18 protein-coding genes are annotated in these 19,459 nt (G+C 31.3%); 2 read left to right on the forward strand and 16 right to left on the reverse strand.

The window, feature by feature from the left end; genetic code table 11:
* From ACIQ16_RS01660 to ACIQ16_RS01720, 13 genes are all read right to left on the reverse strand, one after another.
* Positions 1–426 carry a GNAT family N-acetyltransferase gene (locus ACIQ16_RS01660; protein WP_396148262.1) on the reverse strand — a complete coding sequence of 142 codons (426 nt, stop codon included), beginning with the start codon at positions 424–426 and terminating at the stop codon, positions 1–3.
* Positions 426–2,771 (reverse strand): prolyl oligopeptidase family serine peptidase, encoded by a 2,346-nt coding sequence (locus ACIQ16_RS01665; RefSeq protein ID WP_396148263.1) that lies wholly within the window; start codon positions 2,769–2,771, stop codon positions 426–428. The genes ACIQ16_RS01660 and ACIQ16_RS01665 overlap by 1 nt, the downstream gene beginning before the upstream one ends.
* 156 nt (positions 2,772–2,927) lie before the next feature.
* A complete protein-coding gene (gene atpG / locus ACIQ16_RS01670; protein ID WP_396148264.1) occupies positions 2,928–3,785 on the reverse strand; it encodes an ATP synthase F1 subunit gamma in 858 nt (285 codons plus the stop codon).
* 86 nt (positions 3,786–3,871) lie between these two features.
* Positions 3,872–5,446, reverse strand: coding sequence for a F0F1 ATP synthase subunit alpha (gene atpA / locus ACIQ16_RS01675; RefSeq protein WP_353077923.1), 1,575 nt, complete (start codon positions 5,444–5,446; stop codon positions 3,872–3,874).
* Between the two features lie 25 nt (positions 5,447–5,471).
* Positions 5,472–5,999: an ATP synthase F1 subunit delta gene (gene atpH, locus ACIQ16_RS01680; protein WP_396148265.1), complete on the reverse strand. Its 528-nt coding sequence runs from the start codon at positions 5,997–5,999 to the stop codon at positions 5,472–5,474.
* Between the two features lie 9 nt (positions 6,000–6,008).
* A complete protein-coding gene (locus ACIQ16_RS01685; protein WP_396148266.1) occupies positions 6,009–6,509 on the reverse strand; it encodes a F0F1 ATP synthase subunit B in 501 nt (166 codons plus the stop codon).
* Between the two features lie 76 nt (positions 6,510–6,585).
* Entirely contained in the window at positions 6,586–6,783 is a 198-nt protein-coding gene (gene atpE, locus ACIQ16_RS01690; protein ID WP_291242009.1) for an ATP synthase F0 subunit C, read from the reverse strand.
* Positions 6,784–6,816: 33 nt separating this feature from the next.
* A complete protein-coding gene (gene atpB, locus ACIQ16_RS01695; protein ID WP_396148267.1) occupies positions 6,817–7,986 on the reverse strand; it encodes a F0F1 ATP synthase subunit A in 1,170 nt (389 codons plus the stop codon).
* A 116-nt stretch (positions 7,987–8,102) separates the two neighbouring features.
* Positions 8,103–8,492 (reverse strand): hypothetical protein, encoded by a 390-nt coding sequence (locus ACIQ16_RS01700; protein ID WP_396148268.1) that lies wholly within the window; start codon positions 8,490–8,492, stop codon positions 8,103–8,105.
* Positions 8,482–8,703 carry an AtpZ/AtpI family protein gene (locus ACIQ16_RS01705; RefSeq protein ID WP_291242006.1) on the reverse strand — a complete coding sequence of 74 codons (222 nt, stop codon included), beginning with the start codon at positions 8,701–8,703 and terminating at the stop codon, positions 8,482–8,484. Before ACIQ16_RS01705 ends, ACIQ16_RS01700 begins: the two co-directional genes overlap by 11 nt.
* A 98-nt stretch (positions 8,704–8,801) precedes the next feature.
* Positions 8,802–11,447 (reverse strand): tol-pal system YbgF family protein, encoded by a 2,646-nt coding sequence (locus tag ACIQ16_RS01710; protein ID WP_396148269.1) that lies wholly within the window; start codon positions 11,445–11,447, stop codon positions 8,802–8,804.
* 101 nt (positions 11,448–11,548) lie between these two features.
* Positions 11,549–14,902: a transcription-repair coupling factor gene (mfd, locus tag ACIQ16_RS01715; protein ID WP_396148270.1), complete on the reverse strand. Its 3,354-nt coding sequence runs from the start codon at positions 14,900–14,902 to the stop codon at positions 11,549–11,551.
* A gap of 59 nt (positions 14,903–14,961) precedes the next feature.
* Entirely contained in the window at positions 14,962–15,483 is a 522-nt protein-coding gene (locus ACIQ16_RS01720; protein WP_396148271.1) for a hypothetical protein, read from the reverse strand.
* Between the two features lie 270 nt (positions 15,484–15,753).
* On the opposite strand from ACIQ16_RS01720, the gene ACIQ16_RS01725 reads away from it, so the two are divergent.
* Positions 15,754–16,707, forward strand: coding sequence for an NAD-dependent epimerase/dehydratase family protein (locus ACIQ16_RS01725; protein ID WP_396148272.1), 954 nt, complete (start codon positions 15,754–15,756; stop codon positions 16,705–16,707).
* 83 nt (positions 16,708–16,790) lie between these two features.
* Here the strand turns inward: ACIQ16_RS01725 and ACIQ16_RS01730 are convergent, their stop codons facing one another.
* Genes ACIQ16_RS01730 through rbfA form a run of 3 tightly spaced genes read right to left on the reverse strand, consistent with a single transcriptional unit; the run spans position 16,791 to position 18,899 of the window.
* Positions 16,791–17,309, reverse strand: a complete 519-nt coding sequence (locus tag ACIQ16_RS01730; RefSeq protein ID WP_353078639.1) for a nuclear transport factor 2 family protein — start codon at positions 17,307–17,309, stop codon at positions 16,791–16,793.
* A complete protein-coding gene (locus tag ACIQ16_RS01735) occupies positions 17,306–18,505 on the reverse strand; it encodes an ABC transporter permease (RefSeq protein WP_396148273.1) in 1,200 nt (399 codons plus the stop codon). Before ACIQ16_RS01735 ends, ACIQ16_RS01730 begins: the two co-directional genes overlap by 4 nt.
* 1 nt (position 18,506) lies before the next feature.
* Positions 18,507–18,899, reverse strand: coding sequence for a 30S ribosome-binding factor RbfA (rbfA, locus tag ACIQ16_RS01740; RefSeq protein ID WP_291241634.1), 393 nt, complete (start codon positions 18,897–18,899; stop codon positions 18,507–18,509).
* 83 nt (positions 18,900–18,982) lie between these two features.
* Between rbfA and mce the strand changes: the two genes are divergently transcribed.
* A complete protein-coding gene (gene mce / locus ACIQ16_RS01745; RefSeq protein WP_396148274.1) occupies positions 18,983–19,384 on the forward strand; it encodes a methylmalonyl-CoA epimerase in 402 nt (133 codons plus the stop codon).
* Positions 19,385–19,459 lie beyond the last annotated feature (75 nt).

Consider the following 19,459-nt stretch of genomic DNA (forward strand, 5'->3'; position numbering starts at 1 on the left):
TTATTGATTTAATATTTTAACAAAATGGAAACCTTTTGGCTGAAAACCGTGATTGATATAAAATTTTCCAGCGGTAAAATTGGTTGTAAAGGCGTCTAAAACAATCTGATTTGCACCTTCTTTTTCTGCGATTTTATGTACTTCTTTAATTAAAATATCACCAATTTTTTGCCCTCTAAAATCTTCATCAACCACAAAACTATCAATTTCTATGTATTTCCCAGACCATAATTTTGTTCCAATCCAAATACCGGTTAACGCAATTGTTTTATTGTTTTTAGTAACAATAACTTGTTGGTAGTTGGCTTTAAGCATTTCATCTAAAAGCGTGCCATACTTTTCAACGGTAAAATCAGGATATAATTGTTTTACGATATCCAAATGGGCTAACATTTCGGCTTTTTGAGTTAAAATACGAATTTCCATTACTTTTTATCTACTAAGTTTTCATTAAATAAGTCCAAAATTCTTCGGTATTCATCTACCCAAGAATAGGTTTTCTGAAATCCGTGCGCTTCTACTGGAAAAACGGCTAAATCCCAATCTTTTTTACCAAGTTCAATAAAACGCTGTGTTATTCTAACAATATCTTGAAATTGTACGTTATCATCAACCATTCCGTGAAGCATTAATAACTTGTCTTGTAAATTATCAGCAAAATAAATTGGCGAACTTTTTTTGTAAGCTTCTGGATCTGTTTCAGGAAAATTTAAAATATTAGCGGTGTAGCCTTGGTTGTAATGTGCCCAATCCGTAACCGAACGCAATGCTGCACCTGCTTTAAATTCGCCAGGTTTCGTTAATAAACCCATTAAAGTTATAAATCCTCCATACGAACCTCCGTAAATTCCAACTTTATTAACATCAATGCCTAATTTTTCAACTAAATATTTTTTCCCATCTAATTGATCCGATAAATCTAAACCACCCATATGACGGTAAATTCCTGTTCTAAAATCGCGTCCGTAACCATCACTTGCACGGTAATCTATATCTAAAACGGTATAGCCTAAATCAGATAAAAGATTATGAAACATATATTCTCTATGATACGTACTCCAATACTTGTGTGCATTTTGCAAATAGCCAGCTCCGTGAACAAATATGACAGCCGCTTTATTTTTATTTTCTGTTTTTGGTTGGTACACTCTGGCAAAAACTTCAGTTCCATCAGTTGCTTTAAAAGAAATAACTTCCGGCTTTTTCCAATTATATTTTTTGAAAGCATCCGAAGTTGAAAACGTAATTTGTTTTAAAGTTGGATTGGGTTTATTATTCGCAAAATATATTTCCCAAGGTTTGTTGCTAAATGAATATCGTATTGCCAATTGGGTTTCATCTGGTGATAATTCCACTTCATAAGCGCCATCACCAATAAGAATAGGTGTTTTTTTTCTTGAAGAAATATCTAATTTATAAAACGAACGATTTCCAGGATGGGTTTCAGTTGTGGTAATATAAAATGAATTGCTCCATTTTGAGAGCACCACTTCACGAACTTCCCATTTACCTTGAGTTAGTTGTGTCTTCTTTTTTGTTTCCAAATTGTACGTATACAAATGAGAAAAACCCGTTGCTTCAGATTGAAAATAAATGGTTTTGTTGTCGGCTAAAAACCCTAACGTTCCATTACTAAAATTATAGCCTGGAATTCCAGGTCCACCTATCCAAGCTTCATCGTGTTGGTAATCTAATTCGGAAACCGTTGCGTCATTTAAGTTTAGTTGTAAAATCCAACGGTCTTTGTTATCCAAGCTTCTGGCTTCAAAAACAGCTAAATTCCCCAATGCATTATATATTGGCGCTTGCATCGTAATTGCTTTTTCAACAGGTTCTAAAGATTTTAAATTATCGTATTCTTGATAATAGTTTGGAAAGATTTTTATCCCTGTTAAATTCGAAAAAGAAATTGGCATCACGCTATCTTTCTCGATACTATAAACATACATTTTATGTTTGCTATTATTGTTTACAGACACTTTTTCTCGTGCCGATTTGTTTTTTGTGTACCCATCATTCGTAATGAAATTTTCAACTTTTGTATCTTTTGTAGTTGGATATTCCGATATTGTATACGTAACGAATTTTCCATTTGGGTTAATTTTTACTGATTCTAATGCATTAGTACCATATAAAATCTCCGAAGGAAATTTAAGTTTATTTTCTGCTACGCGTTTTTTATTCCATTCTGATTTTGCACTTTCTTGGTTTACAAACTGAAACAATTCTTTTTGTTGGCCATTCAGAAAAGAAGTTTTATTGGTTTCTGAAGAAGTTGTTCCAGATTTAAAATTGGTAAGTTGTAACAATTGAAAATTCGTTACATTCATTTGAAATATGTTTTTATTCTGTTGAAAATAAATGATGTTTTGATTTGTACTTCTTTGAACAGAATTGATATTTGAAGTCGTTTGAAAAAGTATCTTATTTTCTTTCGTTTTTTTATGATACGAAAATAAGGCGCCCTGATTTGTATAATATACTACATCAAAATTTTCTTGCCCTTGATATTGAATTTCCGAAAAACGGAAGCCTTCATTTGAAAGTAACTTTGGTTCTGTGAAACCAGATTGCCAATAATAAGTTGTATCGCCTAAGTCATTATTCGGATTCCACTCAAAATAAATGGTTTTTCCGTCTACAGACCAGCGTTGATTTGAAGGTTGATGACCAATAAATTCGTTCCCTTTCATTATCTCTTCTAATTGAAGATTTTGAGCTACTAAAAGAGAACTGAAAATTATAAGAAGCGCTGTAAAAATGTTTTTCATATCAAATCGGTTTATACAAATATATAATTTTTTTTGCCACGGATTAAATTGATTAAAAGGATTTAAAATTTATGCCAACATAATTTAGCAATTGTTACAAATAAAAAAAGTCCCAATAAATTGGGACTTTAAGAAGTTATATAACAGTAAATAAAATTAATTATTTAATGCTTCCGCACCACCAACAATTTCTAAGATTTCTCCAGTAATTGCAGCCTGACGTGCTTTGTTATATGTTAATTTCAATTGATTTCTTAAATCAGTTGCGTTATCTGTTGCTTTATGCATAGCAGTCATACGCGCACCGTGCTCTGCAGCAAATGAATCTCTAACCGCTTTGTATAATTGAGTTTTTAACGATTTTGGTATTAATTCTAATACAATTTCTTCTTTTGATGGTTCAAAAATGTAATCAGATGAAATAGCAGCGGCGCCTTTTATTGGTGCTAATGGTAAAAATTGTTCGTTCACAACATTTTGTGTAGCTGCATTAACGAATTGATTGTAAACCAATTCTACTTTATCATATTCACCATCTAAAAACAAATGCGTTAATGATTGTGCGATTTCTGCAGTATTATCAAAAGTTAAATCATCAAAAAGATCACTTCTGTTAGCTACTACATAATTTGATTTATGTAAACCATCATTAGCTTTTTTTCCAATAGCAAAAACACCAACATTGTCGTGACCGTATTTTTCAGTTAACACTTTAACTTGTTTTAATACATTTGAATTTAATGCGCCACATAATCCTCTATTAGAAGTAATGGCTACAACTAATACTTTTTTCACTTCTCTTTGAGAAGTATAATTAGCCGCAACATCACCTTCTAAAGAAGCACTTAAACTTTGAATTAACTCGGTTAATTTTTCAGAATAAGGTCGCATTGCTGTAATAGCATCTTGTGCTTTTTTTAATTTAGCAGCCGAAACCATTTTCATAGCAGAAGTGATTTGCATCGTTGACGATACAGATACAATTCTATTACGTATTTCTTTTAAATTTGCCATTTTTATTGGGTATTGGGTTTTGGGTTTATGGTGTTGGGTATCCTTTTTACTGAATACCCAAGACCTTTTTCCTTATACCTAATTAATTAGTATTTTGCAGAAATTTCTTTTGCAGCAGCTTCTAATACATTTGTGATGTTATCATCAAATTTACCAGCTTTTAATGCATCTAAAACGTCTTTATGTTTTAAGCTTAAGAATTGTAAATAATCTTTTTCAAATTCTTTTACTTTATTTACAGGAACATTTCTTAATAAGTTTTTTGTTCCCGCATAAATAATTGCTACTTGATTTTCAACAGCAAACGGATCATTTAAACCTTGTTTTAAGATTTCTACGTTACGTTTTCCTTTTTCAATTACATTTAAAGTAACTGCATCTAAGTCAGATCCAAATTTCGCGAAAGCTTCTAATTCACGGAATTGTGCTTGGTCTAATTTTAAAGTACCAGATACTTTTTTCATTGATTTAATTTGCGCATTACCTCCAACACGAGATACAGAAATACCTACGTTAATTGCAGGACGAACCCCAGAGTTGAATAAATCTCCATCTAAGAAAATTTGTCCATCCGTAATCGAAATTACGTTTGTTGGAATATATGCAGAAACGTCACCCGCTTGTGTTTCGATAATTGGTAACGCTGTTAATGAACCACCACCTTTTACAATTCCTTTTAAAGAATCTGGTAAATCATTCATATTTTTAGCAATTTCGTCATCGTTAATTACTTTACACGCTCTTTCTAATAAACGAGAGTGTAAGTAGAAAACGTCTCCTGGATACGCTTCACGTCCTGGAGGTCTTCTTAATAATAAAGATACTTCACGGTAAGCAACGGCTTGCTTAGATAAATCATCATAGATAATTAAAGCAGGACGACCTGAATCACGGAAGTACTCACCAATTGCAGCACCTGCCATAGGAGCATATACTTGCATTGGCGCTGGGTCAGAAGCATTTGCGGCAACAATAACTGTATAAGCCATTGCACCTTTTTCTTCTAATGTTTTTGCGATTGATGCAACAGTAGACGCTTTTTGTCCGATTGCAACATATATACAGAATACTGGTTGACCAGCATCGTAAAATTCTTTTTGATTTAAGATGGTATCTAAACAAACTGAAGATTTACCAGTTTGACGGTCACCAATCACTAATTCACGTTGTCCACGTCCAACTGGAATCATGGCATCGATAGCTTTGATACCTGTTTGTAATGGTTCCGTTACCGGTTGACGGAAAATAACTCCAGGTGCTTTACGCTCTAAAGGCATTTCGAATAATTCGCCACCGATTGGTCCTTTACCATCAATTGGGTTACCTAATGTATCCACCACACGGCCAACCATTTGTTCACCAACTTTCAAAGACGCAATTCTGTTCGTTCTTTTAACGTTAGAACCTTCTTTGATTCCTGTAGATGGTCCTAATAAAACCACACCAACGTTGTCTTCTTCTAAGTTCAATACGATAGCTTCTAATCCGTTATCGAATTGTACTAACTCACCGTACTGCGCATTTGATAAACCATATACACGAGCAATACCATCACCAACTTGTAGTACAGTACCTACTTCTTCTAACGTAGCGCCAGATTGAAAATCTGATAATTGTTTCTTTAATATTGCTGAAATTTCAGCTGGTTTAATTTCTGCCATTTTATATATATTTAATGGTATTTATTTAATATGTAAATTCTCTTTTTAACTGTTGTAATTTGTTTGCAACAGATGCATTATATTGTTTGTCGCCAATTCTTAAAACAAAACCTCCAATTATTGAAGGATCTACTACGTTTGTAATAGAAATCGTGTTTGAAGAAAATTCTTTCAACTTATTTGTTACTTGTACTTCTAATTCGGCAGTTAACGGAACAGCTGTAGTAACAACTGCTTGCTCAATACCGCTTGCAATATCAAATAATGTATTGAATTGAAAAGTAATTGCAGACAAAATTTCAAATCTTTTATTTGCTAATAACAATTGAAACAAACCTTTAGTTTCTGCTTGTAAAGATGGAAATATTTCAGTTAATGCATTCATTTTTATCGTTCCATTTACAATAGGATTTGATAAAAAATCGTGTAACTCATTATTTTCTTTAATTGCAGCACCAATAGTTTTCATATCGTTATTTACAGCTAAAGCGTTATTGCTTTCTGTAGCGATATCTATAATTGCTTTTGCGTATCTAATCGCAGCTCTTGACATAACTTTAGATTAGTTTAATTTAACATCAGCTAACATTTTCTCAACTAATTTTGTTTGAGAGTCTTTGTTAGATAATTCTTCTTTTAATAATTTTTCAGCGATTTCTAAAGACAATGAAGATACTTGATTTTTAATTTCAGCAACTGCATTATTTTTTTCGCTTTCGATTGTAGCTTTCGCTTGTTCAATCATCTTCGCACCTTGAGTTTGCGCTTCAGATTTAGCATCAGCAATCATTTTTTCTTTGATAGCAGTCGCTTCTTTAATCATTGTATCTCTTTCAGCACGAGCTTCATCTAATAATTTTTGGTTATCCGATTTTAAAGCCATCATTTCTTTTTTTGCATTTTCAGCCGAAAGAATAGCTTCTTTAATACCTTCTTCGCGTTCGTTTACTGCATCTAAGATAGGTTTCCAAGCAAACTTTTTAAGTAAAAGGATTAACCCTAAGAATAAAACCGTTTGCAAGATAAATAAACCTAATGAAAATTGACCTAATAATTCTTCCATTATATATAGTGTTTAATTTTGATTTTCAATGTAAACAATTGTTGCAACCAACCGTTACAACAATTGTTTGTTTTAATTATTTTACTGCGAATAACGCTGCAAAACCAATTCCTTCAATTAACGCTGCTGCAATAAGCATAGCTGTTTGAATTTTTCCAGATGCTTCTGGTTGACGAGCAATAGCATCCATTGCTGATCCACCAATTCTACCAATACCTAAACCAGCACCGATAACGATTAATCCAGCTCCTACAAGGTTAAGAGTTCCTTCCATAATGTATATATATTTAATTAAACATTCAATTTATTAATGATGAGCTTCCTCATCATGGTGATGTTCTTCTTTAGCAGCTCCAAAATATAAAGCCGTTAACATCGTAAAAATATAAGCTTGTAATAAAGCTACTAAAATTTCTAATATTGATAATACGAAAGCCAACACGAATGATAGCGGACTTCCGATTGGACTACTAAACGTATACATTAACGCAATGATACTCATTAAAACCACGTGACCAGCTAACATATTCGCATATAAACGAATCATTAATGAAAATGGTTTGATGATAGTTCCTAAAAATTCAATTGGCGCTAAAATAATTTTCATTGGAACTGGTACACCTGGCATCCAGAAAATGTGACCCCAATAATTTCCATTAGCAGTAAACGTTGTAATTAAATAAGTTATAATTGCTAATGAAGCGGTAATTGCAATATTTCCTGTTACGTTAACTCCAAGTGGCGTTAAACCAAACATATTTAAAAACCATATAAAGAAGAAAACAGTCAATAAATGACTCATATATTTTTTGTAATGTTTCTCTCCAATATTAGGAATTGCGATTTCATCTCTGATGTAAAGTACTAACGGCTCGAAAAATCTTCCGACTCCAGTAGCAATACCACCATTTTTACTGTATGATTTACCTAAATTTCTAAATATCATAAACATTAATAAAGCAACGATTAAAATCATTACAATGCTTTTGGTTATAGAAAAATCGATAGGCTTTGTATTTGTAGTATGGTGTTTTTCGTCTACATTGAAAGTTCCATTTTCATCTGTATTGTACACCATCCCATCGTGATGATTTATTTTGAAATATTTTCCGTTTGATTTAGCAACTGCTTCACCGTGGTGAAATTCAGACGACATAAAGAAATGCAATCCGTCTTCCCATAAAATTACTGGTAAAGAAAAACCAATGTGTGTTTCGTGACCCGTTTCTTTTCCGTAAGAAAATAAATGAAAATCGTGAGAATCTAATAAGTGATGTTGAATGAATTCGGCTCTTTCTTCTTGTGCTTTTGTTTCTTCAGAAACAACTTCTTTCGTTGCGGTGTTTTTATGATTTACAACTTCAGAATGAGCTGGTTTTGCAATATGACTTGTATCTGCATTAGCAAAAGTAACTACTGGCAAAACCGCAAAAATTGTGGCTATAAATAATTGAATTGTTTTTCTTGAAATCAACATAAAATATATATTCTAAAAAATATTGTCCTTAAAATTTTTGCAAAGGTATATTTTTTCTTTAAATTACAATACTAGAAAATTACTTTTTTTACCAAATTATTCAAAATTAAGTTGGTTTATTGTTTTTTATTCAAAATACCTATTGTTATAATCGTTTCAATTGCTAAAAAACACATAAAAACAATTAAGCAATTTGTTTTTTCAATTTGATGATTTGGTAAATTTAAAATTGGTTTGATGATGAAATAAACTATTCCAGTTTTTATGAAAGTTGCTATCATAAAAACCATTCCCGTGTTGTCAAAACTTTTTTCTGAAACCTTTTTAACAATAAATAAAATTAGGCTTGAAAGCACAAAAAATAATAAAAACAAAAAAGCTATTGGAAAATGAAATTTTTCTTGAGCTTGTTTTAATGCAGGCAACAAAAAAACCAAACGATTGATGGCAAATAACGAAAGTGTAAAAAAGAAAATTTGTTTAAAAAACAAGATGTTATTTTTCATTATTGTTGAGTTGGTTGACTTGACGAATTACATTGTACATCGCTAAAAAAACACCTACAACTGTAAAAATCTTTACATAATTTTCTGATTGGTATTTTTCATCTAAATATTGACCTAAATAAGCAAACAAAAAAATAACCATTCCCATTTGTGCGGGAATACTTATGAGTTGAATCCATTTATTTAAAGGTTTGTTTTTGTTGTTTTGCATTACTTATGTTAGGTCAGTAGAAACCCTATTTCTAAAAATGGTGGTTGCTCTAAATTCGATATGTTTTTGCTAATAAATTGTAATTTAATTTTTTCTACTTATTTAATTTTAGCTAAATATTCTTCAATATTTTTTCTTACCTGAACTACTTTATAATCTTCATTCGAGATAATAATTGGCGAATCTTTTAGTTTGAAATCCTTATGCTCTTTTAGATAATTAGCCACGGATTCTGCAGTTGTTTTATTAATTATTCCGTGTAAAACTATCATATTTTTATCTACATTATAAATGTCATTTGACAGTTTAACTTTGCTATCACCAGATTCTTTGGCATATTTATTTAGCTTTTCAATTAAATTTTTATGCGAAACTTCGTTTGGATAATTGGTGATAAAAACCAAATTGTATGTTTTCGGTTTTTCTCCAAACTTTAATGATTCAAGAGCCGGAATATCTGAATTTAAAATTGACTCTATCTTTTTCGTTTCAGCGGCTTTTGGATAGTTTTTTACAATTTTTTGTAATGCCTCTTTATATGCTGAAAGTCCAAATAATCTTGCCGTAATTTTTGCTTTCAAAACATCGAATTTAGCATTTAATTCATCACCGTCGTATTTTTTTAGCAATGCATCTATTTCTAAATTTGCTTCTCTGAACAATCCTTTTTCTACTTTCGTATACAACATATTAAATTCGGAATCCGCTGTAATGTCGGCATTTATTGTAGTGTTATTAAAAGCTGAAGCATATCGGCTTTCTGGATATTCTGAAACGATTTTTTGTTTGAAAACGAGTGCTTTTTCATTTTTTTCAGCACTATATAATTGGTATAAATTATAATAGGTTGGTAAAATCAATTTATTTTCTGGTGTATTTACTAAAATATCTTCAAAAGAAGTTATGGCTAATTTATTTTCTTTAAGTTTTTCTTTAAAAATAGAACCCAATTGAAAACGTGCGTAATTTGCTTCAATATTTAAATTTTCAAGAGATTTTGCATCTTTTGGAAGTTGATCAATATAAAAAGAGGTTTTATATTTTGGTTCAGCACCTTCTTCATCTGATTTATCAGCTGTTTCTTCTTCTGTTTCCTCTTCAGAAGCGTTTTCCTTTTGGTTTTGATTTGTTACGGCTATCGTTTTCCAATTGTCGCCATATTTAATATCGCCCCATTTTTTCTTGAAATTAATTTTACCTTGCGCAACCGTTACGGCATTGTAAAAATAAAAATTGCTTTGCATACCCGATGAACTTACAGGTTGTTTTGTTAAAGATTGTTCTAAAACGGGATTTTTAGCCATCGAAATTCCGCCGGCTGAATTTTTATCTTTTGGGTTTAGGTTATCACTAAAATTGTCTCCAGAAAACATATCTGCTTTTTGATTTTGTTTGGATAAAGCTAAATTATCTGCTGCTTTTTTAGCCGCAATAGAATCTGATATTTTTAACTTTAAAATGTAATTTTGATAAAATTTTACCTTTTCAGAAGCAGACATTTTTGAAACACTAATAATACTATCCGAATAGCTAATAATATCTTGGTATTTTACAACATCTGCAATAATTTCTAACCTTTTTTTGGTAGGTTTCACTTCGATATGTTTTTCTGGTAACTGCACCAAAGTAGAATCTAAATATTTTTTTACGAAATGGAAATTTCGATTTCTATAATATATCTCAGAAATATTTCTATAATTTAAAGAAGCTAAATATTTATCCGATACACTATTTTTTATAGATTTATTATAGTTTAAAATGGCTAATTTGTCTTTCCCTTTTTTATCATAAAAAACCGCTCTTTGATGGTGAATAACATCTCTAAAACTTTTGTTTTCAATGTTTTCCAATAATTTGTCAAGATTCTTATGAAACGCTACCGTGTCGCCTTTTGCAAAATCAAACTGATTCGCTTGTTTTAAATGCGAATAGATAGTATAGCTTCGTGGCGATTTACGTTTCATATCAATTACTTCCTGATAGGCAACAAATGCACTATCTGAATAATTTAATTTTTCGTATAATTGACCTAAAATAAAAGTATAACGCGCTTTTTCTTCCTTTAGTTTTGTTTCTTTTTTAGATATTTTTACCGATGCTAATGCACTATCTAAGACATTTTTTTTAATATACGCTTGCGCTAAAACCGAATGAATATCTGCCAAATCCTGACCTGTAACTTTTTGTCCTTTTAGTGTTCTATTTAAGTTTTTTATGGCTAATTGTTCGTTTTCTAACTTTAGATTTACTTTTTCGCGCCACACTTGTGCTTGATACACGTTATTACTTGTTGGATACTTATATAAAATATAATTAAATGCTTCCATAGCAGGTAAATAGCGGTTTTCGTAATACCTGGATTTTCCTAACATCAAATACGATTCGTCAATTTGATTGTTTTTTTCATACCCACCAATATTCATCGAATGGATTTGAATGGCTTTTGTAGCCTTTGTTTCGGCACGTTCAAAATTTGCGTTTTTGGTTGCTGCGCCTTCTTTTTGTTCTGCAGGGGTTATTTGCATTCTTTCCAAAGGAAGTACATTCCAAAAGTCATCGGAATAGGTCGCTTTTACATCTGTAATTCCTTTTTCTAACGCTAAATTTCCATTATATAATACATTATATTTTGTATTTGTTGAATGCCATTTTCTGTTTATATAGTTGTCTTTTTTGGTAGAACAAGCCAAAATTAAGGCAAGTATACCAAAAGTGAACACATATTTTAGTTGTATCTTTTTCAATGTATTGTGATTTTTATAAATAACTTTAATTTTGGTTATTTAGTATGCAAACGTGTAAAAATAAGTTTTTTTTTTGAAAAATGAACATTACTTTTTTAAGATTATATCATTTCTATTAATTCTAAAGCTTTGTGAATGCTTTTTACGTTTTCAAAAGTGATTAAAAGTCGTAATCCGTTTTTGGTTTCTTTTTCTTTTACTTTACATAAATTTCCGTTTTGTTGTGCAAATTTCATTACATTCATAAAACGATTACTTTGGTAAAAATTAGATTGTTGGTCGCCAATAAAATACCCAACCATTTTATTTTGTTTCAAAATTAAGCGTTCTAATCCAATTTGTTTGGCTTTCCATTTGATTCGAACACTATTTAATAGAGAAATCGCTTCTTTGGGTAAAGCACCAAATCGGTCAATTAAACGTTTTTCGTAAGATTCTAATTCTGCAATATTTTTCACAGAACCTAATTCATTATACAAACTCAATCGCTCCGAAATATTATTGATGTATTCGTCTGGAAACAGCAATTCAAAATCGGTATCAATTTGAAATTCTTTTACAAATTCTTTGGTTTCAATATCGTTTTCTTCTTCGTACAAATTGGCAAATTCATTTTCTTTTAATTCGTCAATGGCTTCGTTCATAATTTTTTGATACGTATCAAAACCAATTTCATTAATAAAACCGCTTTGTTCGCCACCTAACAAATCACCTGCACCACGAATTTCTAAATCTTTCATCGCAATATTAAACCCGCTACCTAATTCTGAAAACTGTACTAAGGCATTGATTCGTTTTCTGGCATCATCCGTCATAACAGATTCGGGTGGTGTAATAAAATAACAAAATGCTTTTTTATTGCTGCGCCCTACTCTGCCTCGCATTTGATGCAAATCTGAAAGTCCAAAATTATTGGCATTATTAATAAAAATCGTGTTTGCATTGGGTACGTCTAAGCCACTTTCGATAATAGTTGTGGCCACCAAAACATCAAATTCGCCTTCGATAAAGGCAAGCATTAATTCTTCCAGTTTTTTGCCATCCATTTGTCCGTGACCAATTCCTACTTTTGCATTAGGAACCAATCGCTGAATCATCCCGGCAACTTCCTTAATGTTTTCGATACGATTATTGATGAAAAATACTTGTCCGCCACGTTCAATTTCATAAGAAATAGCATCACGAATGGTTTCTTCGCTAAAGCGAATAACGTTGGTTTCAATCGGATATCTATTTGGCGGCGGTGTAGTAATTACTGATAAATCGCGAGCTGCCATTAATGAAAACTGTAAGGTTCTTGGGATGGGTGTGGCGGTTAAAGTAAGCGTGTCAATATTTGCGGCAATGGTTTTTAATTTATCCTTTACATTGACTCCGAATTTTTGTTCTTCATCGACAATAAGTAAGCCTAAATCGCGGAATTTTACATTTTTATTCACCAATTGATGTGTTCCAATTACGATATCTATTTTTCCTTCTTCCAAACCTTTTAACGTTTCCGCTTTTTGTTTGGCAGTTCTAAATCGGTTCAAATAGCTAACGGATACAGGCATATCTTTTAATCTATCTACAAAAGTTCGGTAATGTTGATACGCCAAAATTGTTGTTGGCACTAAAATGGCGACTTGTTTTCCATTATCAACCGCTTTAAACGCGGCACGAATAGCGACTTCTGTTTTTCCGAAACCCACATCGCCACAAACCAATCTATCCATTGGACGATCGTTTTCCATATCCATTTTTACGTCGTGTGTGGCTGTAATTTGGTCGGGCGTATCTTCGTAAATAAAAGAACTTTCTAATTCTTTTTGCATATATGAGTCGGGTCCGAAAGCATATCCTTTATCCAAACGACGTTTTGCGTACAACTGAATTAGATTGAAAGCAATGTGCTTTACACGTGCTTTTGTTTTTTGTTTTAATGCTTTCCAAACACCACTTCCTAATTTATAAATTTTTGGTGCAGTACCTTCTTTTCCCGTGTATTTTGAAATTTTATGTAATGAATGAATACTCACATACACAATATCGTTATCGGCATACACCAATTTAATAGCTTCTTGGGTTTTACCTTCTACTTGAATTTTTTGTAAGCCTCCAAATTTTCCAATTCCGTGATCGATATGGGTAACATAATCACCAATAGATAAAGCAGTTAGCTCTTTTAGAGTTACCGTTTGTTTTTTAGATGCATTGTTTTTGATGGAGAATTTATGATATCTTTCGAAAATTTGATGGTCTGTGTAACAGGCAATTTGCAACTCCGAATCGATAAAGCCAGAAAATAACGGAAAAACAATGTTTTCATATTTATCTTTTACATCAATGGCCGCATCTTCATCTATATCTTTAAAAATTTCTTTGAATCTTTTGGCTTGATTTTCATTCGATGAAAATAAATAATTTTTAATTCCGTTATGGAAATTATCGTTTAAATTATTCATCAACAAATCGAATTGTTTGTTGAATGAAGGCTGTGGCTGCGTATAAAATTCGAAGATTTTTTCGGATTTGAAAACTGGATTTTTATCTAATTCGATTATCGAAAAATCTAAGGCGCGTTTTAAAAATGTTTCCTGATTTACGAATAATTCTTCCGGTTTGGCGTGATGAATCGTTAGTGTTAGTTTCGAATAAGCTTCTTTTGCTTTTTCGAATAATCGGTCTAATTTTCCACCTAACAAATCGGTATTTTGAAGCACAATAACGGTTTTTTCAGAAATATAATCTAAGAAATTTTCTCGTTTTTCTTGTAATATTTTATTTTCAACATTAGGTATAATGGAAATTTTTGTAACTTTTTCTTTAGACAATTGCGTTTCAATATCAAATGTTCGAATGCTGTCAATTTCGTCACCAAAAAACTCTATTCGATATGGCACATCATTTGAAAATGAAAATACATCTATAATTCCACCTCGAACAGAAAATTCACCAGGTTCAGACACAAAATCGACACGTTTAAAATGATATTCAAAAAGCGTTTCATTAATAAAATCGATAGATAATTTATCGTTAACACTAACCTTTAAGGTGTTTTTATCTAATTCTTTTCGCGTAACTACTTTTTCAAAAATAGCATCTGTATACGAAACAATAATGGCTGGTTTTTTTCGAGAATTAATTCTGTTTAAAACCTCAGCGCGTAATAAAACGTTGGCGTTATCTGTTTCCTCAATTTGGTAGGGACGACGATAAGAACCAGGATAAAATAACACGTCTTGGTTGTTAATTAACGCTTCTAAATCATTCAAATAATAGGCTGCTTCTTCCTTATCATTAAACAATAATAAAAAAGGAAGTTCCGATTTTTTAAATAAAGCATCAATCACAAATGAAAGTGAAGAACCTACCAAACCAGTAGCATTTATTTTTTTTCTGGACGCAAAAAATTCAGCAATTTGTCCGATTTTTGGATGTTGCTGATATTTTTGAATGATTTCTGATTTGCTCAATTTATAGTATGTATTTTATAAATAATAGTACTCCTTTTGCCCTTTGCCTTTTGCCAAAATTACTTCTTTTTTGAAATTTCTTTTTGTTCTAATTCGTCAAAATTAACAACTTTAGCATTTCTTGTGGTATCACTAATACTTATGATTTTTGGCTCACCAATTTCAGTTGGAATTCTATTTTTAATCACAATTTCTTCGCATTGCATATAAAAAGCATTCAATTCTTTATTAATGGCTGCAATTAAATTTTGCACTTTTTCGTGCGGCACAACATCTAAAGAAAAATAGGTGTCTAATGCTAAAATTTTAGTTTGTAACGCCACAATTCTGCTTCGTACTTGAGGGATATTAAAATTTGCAGGTACATTTGTATGTAAAGCAGAAGATTTTGCAACTAAATTTAAAACTTTGTGTTTAAATGCGCTAATAGATGATTTTGGTTTTTGTTGAAGTTCTTCTTCAAAATTTTTCCAATCTTGCCATTGATTTAAAACGTCTCGTACTTCTGTACTGGTTATAGGAATATTCAACTGCCAAGCTTTATTAATTTGTTCAAAAGATTCTCGATTTTTTTTCTCCATTTTTTCGACAAGTAGTACTTGCTCGTCATTTTGTTTACAAGAAAAAAACAAAAGACTGCTGAAAACGGATACTATAAGAAGTTTAAAAAAATTCATTTTTTACAATTAAGAGTGGCAAATTTACAAATGTTTATACGATTTTTTTTAAAATTACGTGAAATAAATAATTAATAATCTGAATAGGTGGTTTTTACGAAATTCGAAAAAAAAGAACAAAATAATGGGTTATTATTGTCAATATTTTATATTTGTAAGACAAAACTACTAACTATGCAAACTAAAATACTAATTATTGGCGCTTGTGGTCAAATAGGTACCGAACTTACTTCTAAATTACGTGCCACATATGGTGTGGAAAATGTAATTGCTTCCGATATTAGAAAATTAGAAAATGACGTAGTAAATAACGGCATTTTTGAAGTAGTAAATGCGTTAGATTACAATCAGATAGAGCAATTAATTGAAAAATATCACATTACTGATGTGTATTTAATGGCTGCCTTATTATCTGCAACTGCCGAAAAAAACCCCGCTTTTGCTTGGGATTTGAATATGAATTCGTTATTTCACGTTTTAAATTTAGCCAAAGCAGGAAAAATAAAAAAAATATTTTGGCCGTCAAGTATTGCTGTTTTCGGACCTACAACTCCAAGAGAAAACACACCACAATATACCATTATGGAGCCAAGTACCGTATACGGGATTTCAAAACAAACAGGCGAACGCTGGGCAGAATATTATCATAAACAATATGGTGTGGATATTCGAAGCATTCGTTATCCTGGACTAATTAGTTGGAGTACGGAAGCCGGTGGAGGAACAACTGATTATGCTGTGGATATTTATCACAAAGCAATTACTGATGGGAAATTTACGAGTTTTTTATCTGAAAATTCTGCTTTACCTATGATGTATATGGACGATGCGATAAAAGCTACAATTAGTATTATGCAAGCTGATGCAGAAGAAATTAAAATTCGTTCTTCGTACAATTTATCTGGAATGAGCTTTACTCCGAAAGAATTGGCAGCAGAAATCACGAAACATTATCCAGATTTTACAATTACTTACGAGCCCGATTTCCGTCAGAAAATTGCGGATAGTTGGCCAGCGAGTATTGACGATAGTGCAGCAAGAAAAGATTGGGGTTGGAAAAACGATTTTAACATAGAAAATATGACCGTTGATATGTTTAAGAATTTGAAAGCAACGATTTATAAATAAACCACTTTTTTTGTCAATCTGAACTCGTTTCAGATTCTAAAAAAATTAAGTAGAATCTGAAACAAGTTCAGATTGACAAATCATTATTTAGTTTTGTTTTTTAGTTTCTCTATTTCCTTGTCTTCAATTAACGATTTTATTTTCACAACTTCATCTGTATGATCATTTGGAATGGTCATTGATAACACGTACTGTTTGATTTTCCAATTTCCATTTTTGTCAACTACCAAAACGCCGCTACCACGACAAATTTTCATTTGCGTGTTTAGCAATTCATCAAACCAAGCTGTTTTTTTATCCGAAGAAAAGTAAATATTTCGTTCTAAAGTAGTAAAATTCCACGCTTTGCCTTTATCAAAATAGGGTTTTGAAAATTGTATAAATGCTGGTTTATTCCAGTTTTCTGTAGCGTCAGTCCCTATAAAAATAGCATCATCCGCCATCGCATCAAAATACGAATTAAAATTTGCTTCAGCAGCAGCTTTATGCCAATTATTTAAAATTAAATTAATTTCAGATTCTTGATTCTTTTGATTTGTTATTTGTTTCGATTTACATCCGAATAAAACTAATCCTATTAATACGATTACAATTTTTCTCATTCTAATAATTTTTTGGTTACGGTACTACTAGCAATTTTAGAAGCTATAAATCCTAAAATTACAATGGTGAAAAATACAAGTATAACATTTTTAGCTTCGAAAAGAACAGGATAGGCTAACGTTGAATTTATCATTATTAATTCAAATTGTTGCTGAATTAAGATGACAATTATCCCTAAAATTAACCCAATAATTCCTCCGAAAATAGAAATGATATTTCCTTGAAACAAGAAAATGTTTTTTAAGTATTTAATTTCTGTACCTAAATTGTATAAGGTTTTTAAATTGTTTTTCTTTTCAATAATCATCATAATAATCGCACCAATTAAATTGAATAACGCAATAATAATTACCAATGTAAAAATAAGATACACCACAATGTTTTCGGTATTTAACATTTTATACAAAGCGTCATTTAATTGCGCTCTGTTTTTTACTCTTACTTGATTTGGAAATATTTTATTAATGGTTTCTATTGCATCTGTTTCCGATACATTTGGTGCGAGTTTAAAATCGATGTTAGTTAACTGATTGTGTTTATAATTTAATAAACCTTGTGCCAATGGAATAGAGCAAAAAATGTATTTTTCATCAATCTCTTCGTTAATCTGAAAAATTCCTGATGTTAGTAAAGGCGATTTATTAAAGGCGTCCTCTGGATTTTCTATCAATCCAGAACCTGGTTTAGGAATATAGACTTCTAAAATGTTGTTAAAATCAAAAAGCCCTAAAGTTAATTTTCTGGAAATACTAGATCCTACCACTACTTGATTGGTATTTGGTTCCAGCCAATCGCCAGCATATAATAAGGTATCAAATGCATTGACCTTACAAAAATTGGCATCAACACCTTTTAAATAGGCCACTTGCTCTTTATTTTTATAATAAAACAAGGCGCGTTCTTCTACAATTTTTGTGTATTTAGTAAATTCTTTTGAAGACTGTAACTGAGCTTCTTGTTTTTCAGAAATGAAGAAAGATTTTCCTGCAAGGGTTTCAATTCGTAAATCGGGATCGGTTGCATTGGTAAAGCTTAAACTAAAATCTCGCAAACCACTAAAAACAGAAAGTACTACAAATAGCGCCATTGCACCAACAATAATTCCAAAAGAAGCAATAAACGTAATCACATTTATGGCGGTAGTTTTAGATAAACTAAACGCGTATCTTTTGGCTATGTAGAACGGAAAATTCAAATTATGATTTTTTTCGTTTTTCTAATAAATCTGGATTTTCAATTGGGTTTTCTTTTCTTGAAAGTGCATTGTCAATTTTTTCAATATAGTCCAAACTATCATCAATGAAGAAAATTAAATTCGGCACACGTCTTAATTGCAATTTTACACGTTGCGATAAATCGTGTTTAATTAAAGGTGCGTTACTTTTTATAGCAGCTAACAATTCTGGTCCTTTTTCGGAAGGAAAAACACTTAAATACACCTTTGCGATAGATAAATCTGAAGTTACATTTACTTTAGAAACAGAAATTATTAAATTAGAAATTGAATTTTTTCTAATCTCTCCTTGTAAAATATCTACTAAGTCAGTTTGCAATAATGCGCCAATTTTTTTTTGTCTATTTGTTTCCATTGGGCAAAAATACAATTTTTACTCACAAAATAAGCAGAAATACATTTATGAATGTTTATTTTTGCATATTAATTCGTGTAAAAATGAGAAAAATAGAACATATTGGCATAGCCGTTCATAATTTAGAAAATTCAAATGAATTGTTTTCAAAACTTTTCGGACAAGCCGCTTACAAGACAGAAGAAGTGGTTAGTGAAGGTGTAAAAACATCTTTTTTTATGTGCGGTCCAAATAAAATTGAATTGTTAGAAGCCACAAATGAAGACAGCCCGATTGCAAAATTTTTAGAGAAAAAAGGCGAAGGCATTCATCATATCGCTTTTGATGTGGAAGATATTTATGCAGAAATAGAACGACTAAAGCTGGAAGGTTTTACTGTTTTAAATGAAACACCAAAAAAAGGAGCCGACAATAAATTAGTGGCTTTTTTGCATCCGAAAACCACAAACGGTGTGTTAATTGAACTTTGTCAAGAAATAAAATAGATTGATTTAAAGAACGTTAGACCTATTTTTTAAATCGATTAAAAAAAGATTTGCTTGCAAATAAAAATAGTAGTA

This window comes from Flavobacterium sp., assembly GCF_044360715.1.
Lineage (GTDB): Bacteria > Bacteroidota > Bacteroidia > Flavobacteriales > Flavobacteriaceae > Flavobacterium.

Excerpts from the sequence above, each read along its gene's own strand:
- ACIQ16_RS01660 (WP_396148262.1), bottom strand. The coding sequence starts at position 426 with ATGGAAATTCGTATTTTAACTCAAAAAGCCGAAATGTTAGCCCATTTG.
- ACIQ16_RS01665 (WP_396148263.1), bottom strand. The coding sequence starts at position 2,771 with ATGAAAAACATTTTTACAGCGCTTCTTATAATTTTCAGTTCTCTTTTA.
- atpG (WP_396148264.1), bottom strand. The coding sequence starts at position 3,785 with ATGGCAAATTTAAAAGAAATACGTAATAGAATTGTATCTGTATCGTCA.
- atpA (WP_353077923.1), bottom strand. The coding sequence starts at position 5,446 with ATGGCAGAAATTAAACCAGCTGAAATTTCAGCAATATTAAAGAAACAA.
- atpH (WP_396148265.1), bottom strand. The coding sequence starts at position 5,999 with ATGTCAAGAGCTGCGATTAGATACGCAAAAGCAATTATAGATATCGCT.
- ACIQ16_RS01685 (WP_396148266.1), bottom strand. The coding sequence starts at position 6,509 with ATGGAAGAATTATTAGGTCAATTTTCATTAGGTTTATTTATCTTGCAA.
- atpE (WP_291242009.1), bottom strand. The coding sequence starts at position 6,783 with ATGGAAGGAACTCTTAACCTTGTAGGAGCTGGATTAATCGTTATCGGT.
- atpB (WP_396148267.1), bottom strand. The coding sequence starts at position 7,986 with ATGTTGATTTCAAGAAAAACAATTCAATTATTTATAGCCACAATTTTT.
- ACIQ16_RS01700 (WP_396148268.1), bottom strand. The coding sequence starts at position 8,492 with ATGAAAAATAACATCTTGTTTTTTAAACAAATTTTCTTTTTTACACTT.
- ACIQ16_RS01705 (WP_291242006.1), bottom strand. The coding sequence starts at position 8,703 with ATGCAAAACAACAAAAACAAACCTTTAAATAAATGGATTCAACTCATA.
- ACIQ16_RS01720 (WP_396148271.1), bottom strand. The coding sequence starts at position 15,483 with ATGGAGAAAAAAAATCGAGAATCTTTTGAACAAATTAATAAAGCTTGG.
- ACIQ16_RS01725 (WP_396148272.1), top strand. The coding sequence starts at position 15,754 with ATGCAAACTAAAATACTAATTATTGGCGCTTGTGGTCAAATAGGTACC.
- ACIQ16_RS01730 (WP_353078639.1), bottom strand. The coding sequence starts at position 17,309 with ATGAGAAAAATTGTAATCGTATTAATAGGATTAGTTTTATTCGGATGT.
- rbfA (WP_291241634.1), bottom strand. The coding sequence starts at position 18,899 with ATGGAAACAAATAGACAAAAAAAAATTGGCGCATTATTGCAAACTGAC.
- mce (WP_396148274.1), top strand. The coding sequence starts at position 18,983 with ATGAGAAAAATAGAACATATTGGCATAGCCGTTCATAATTTAGAAAAT.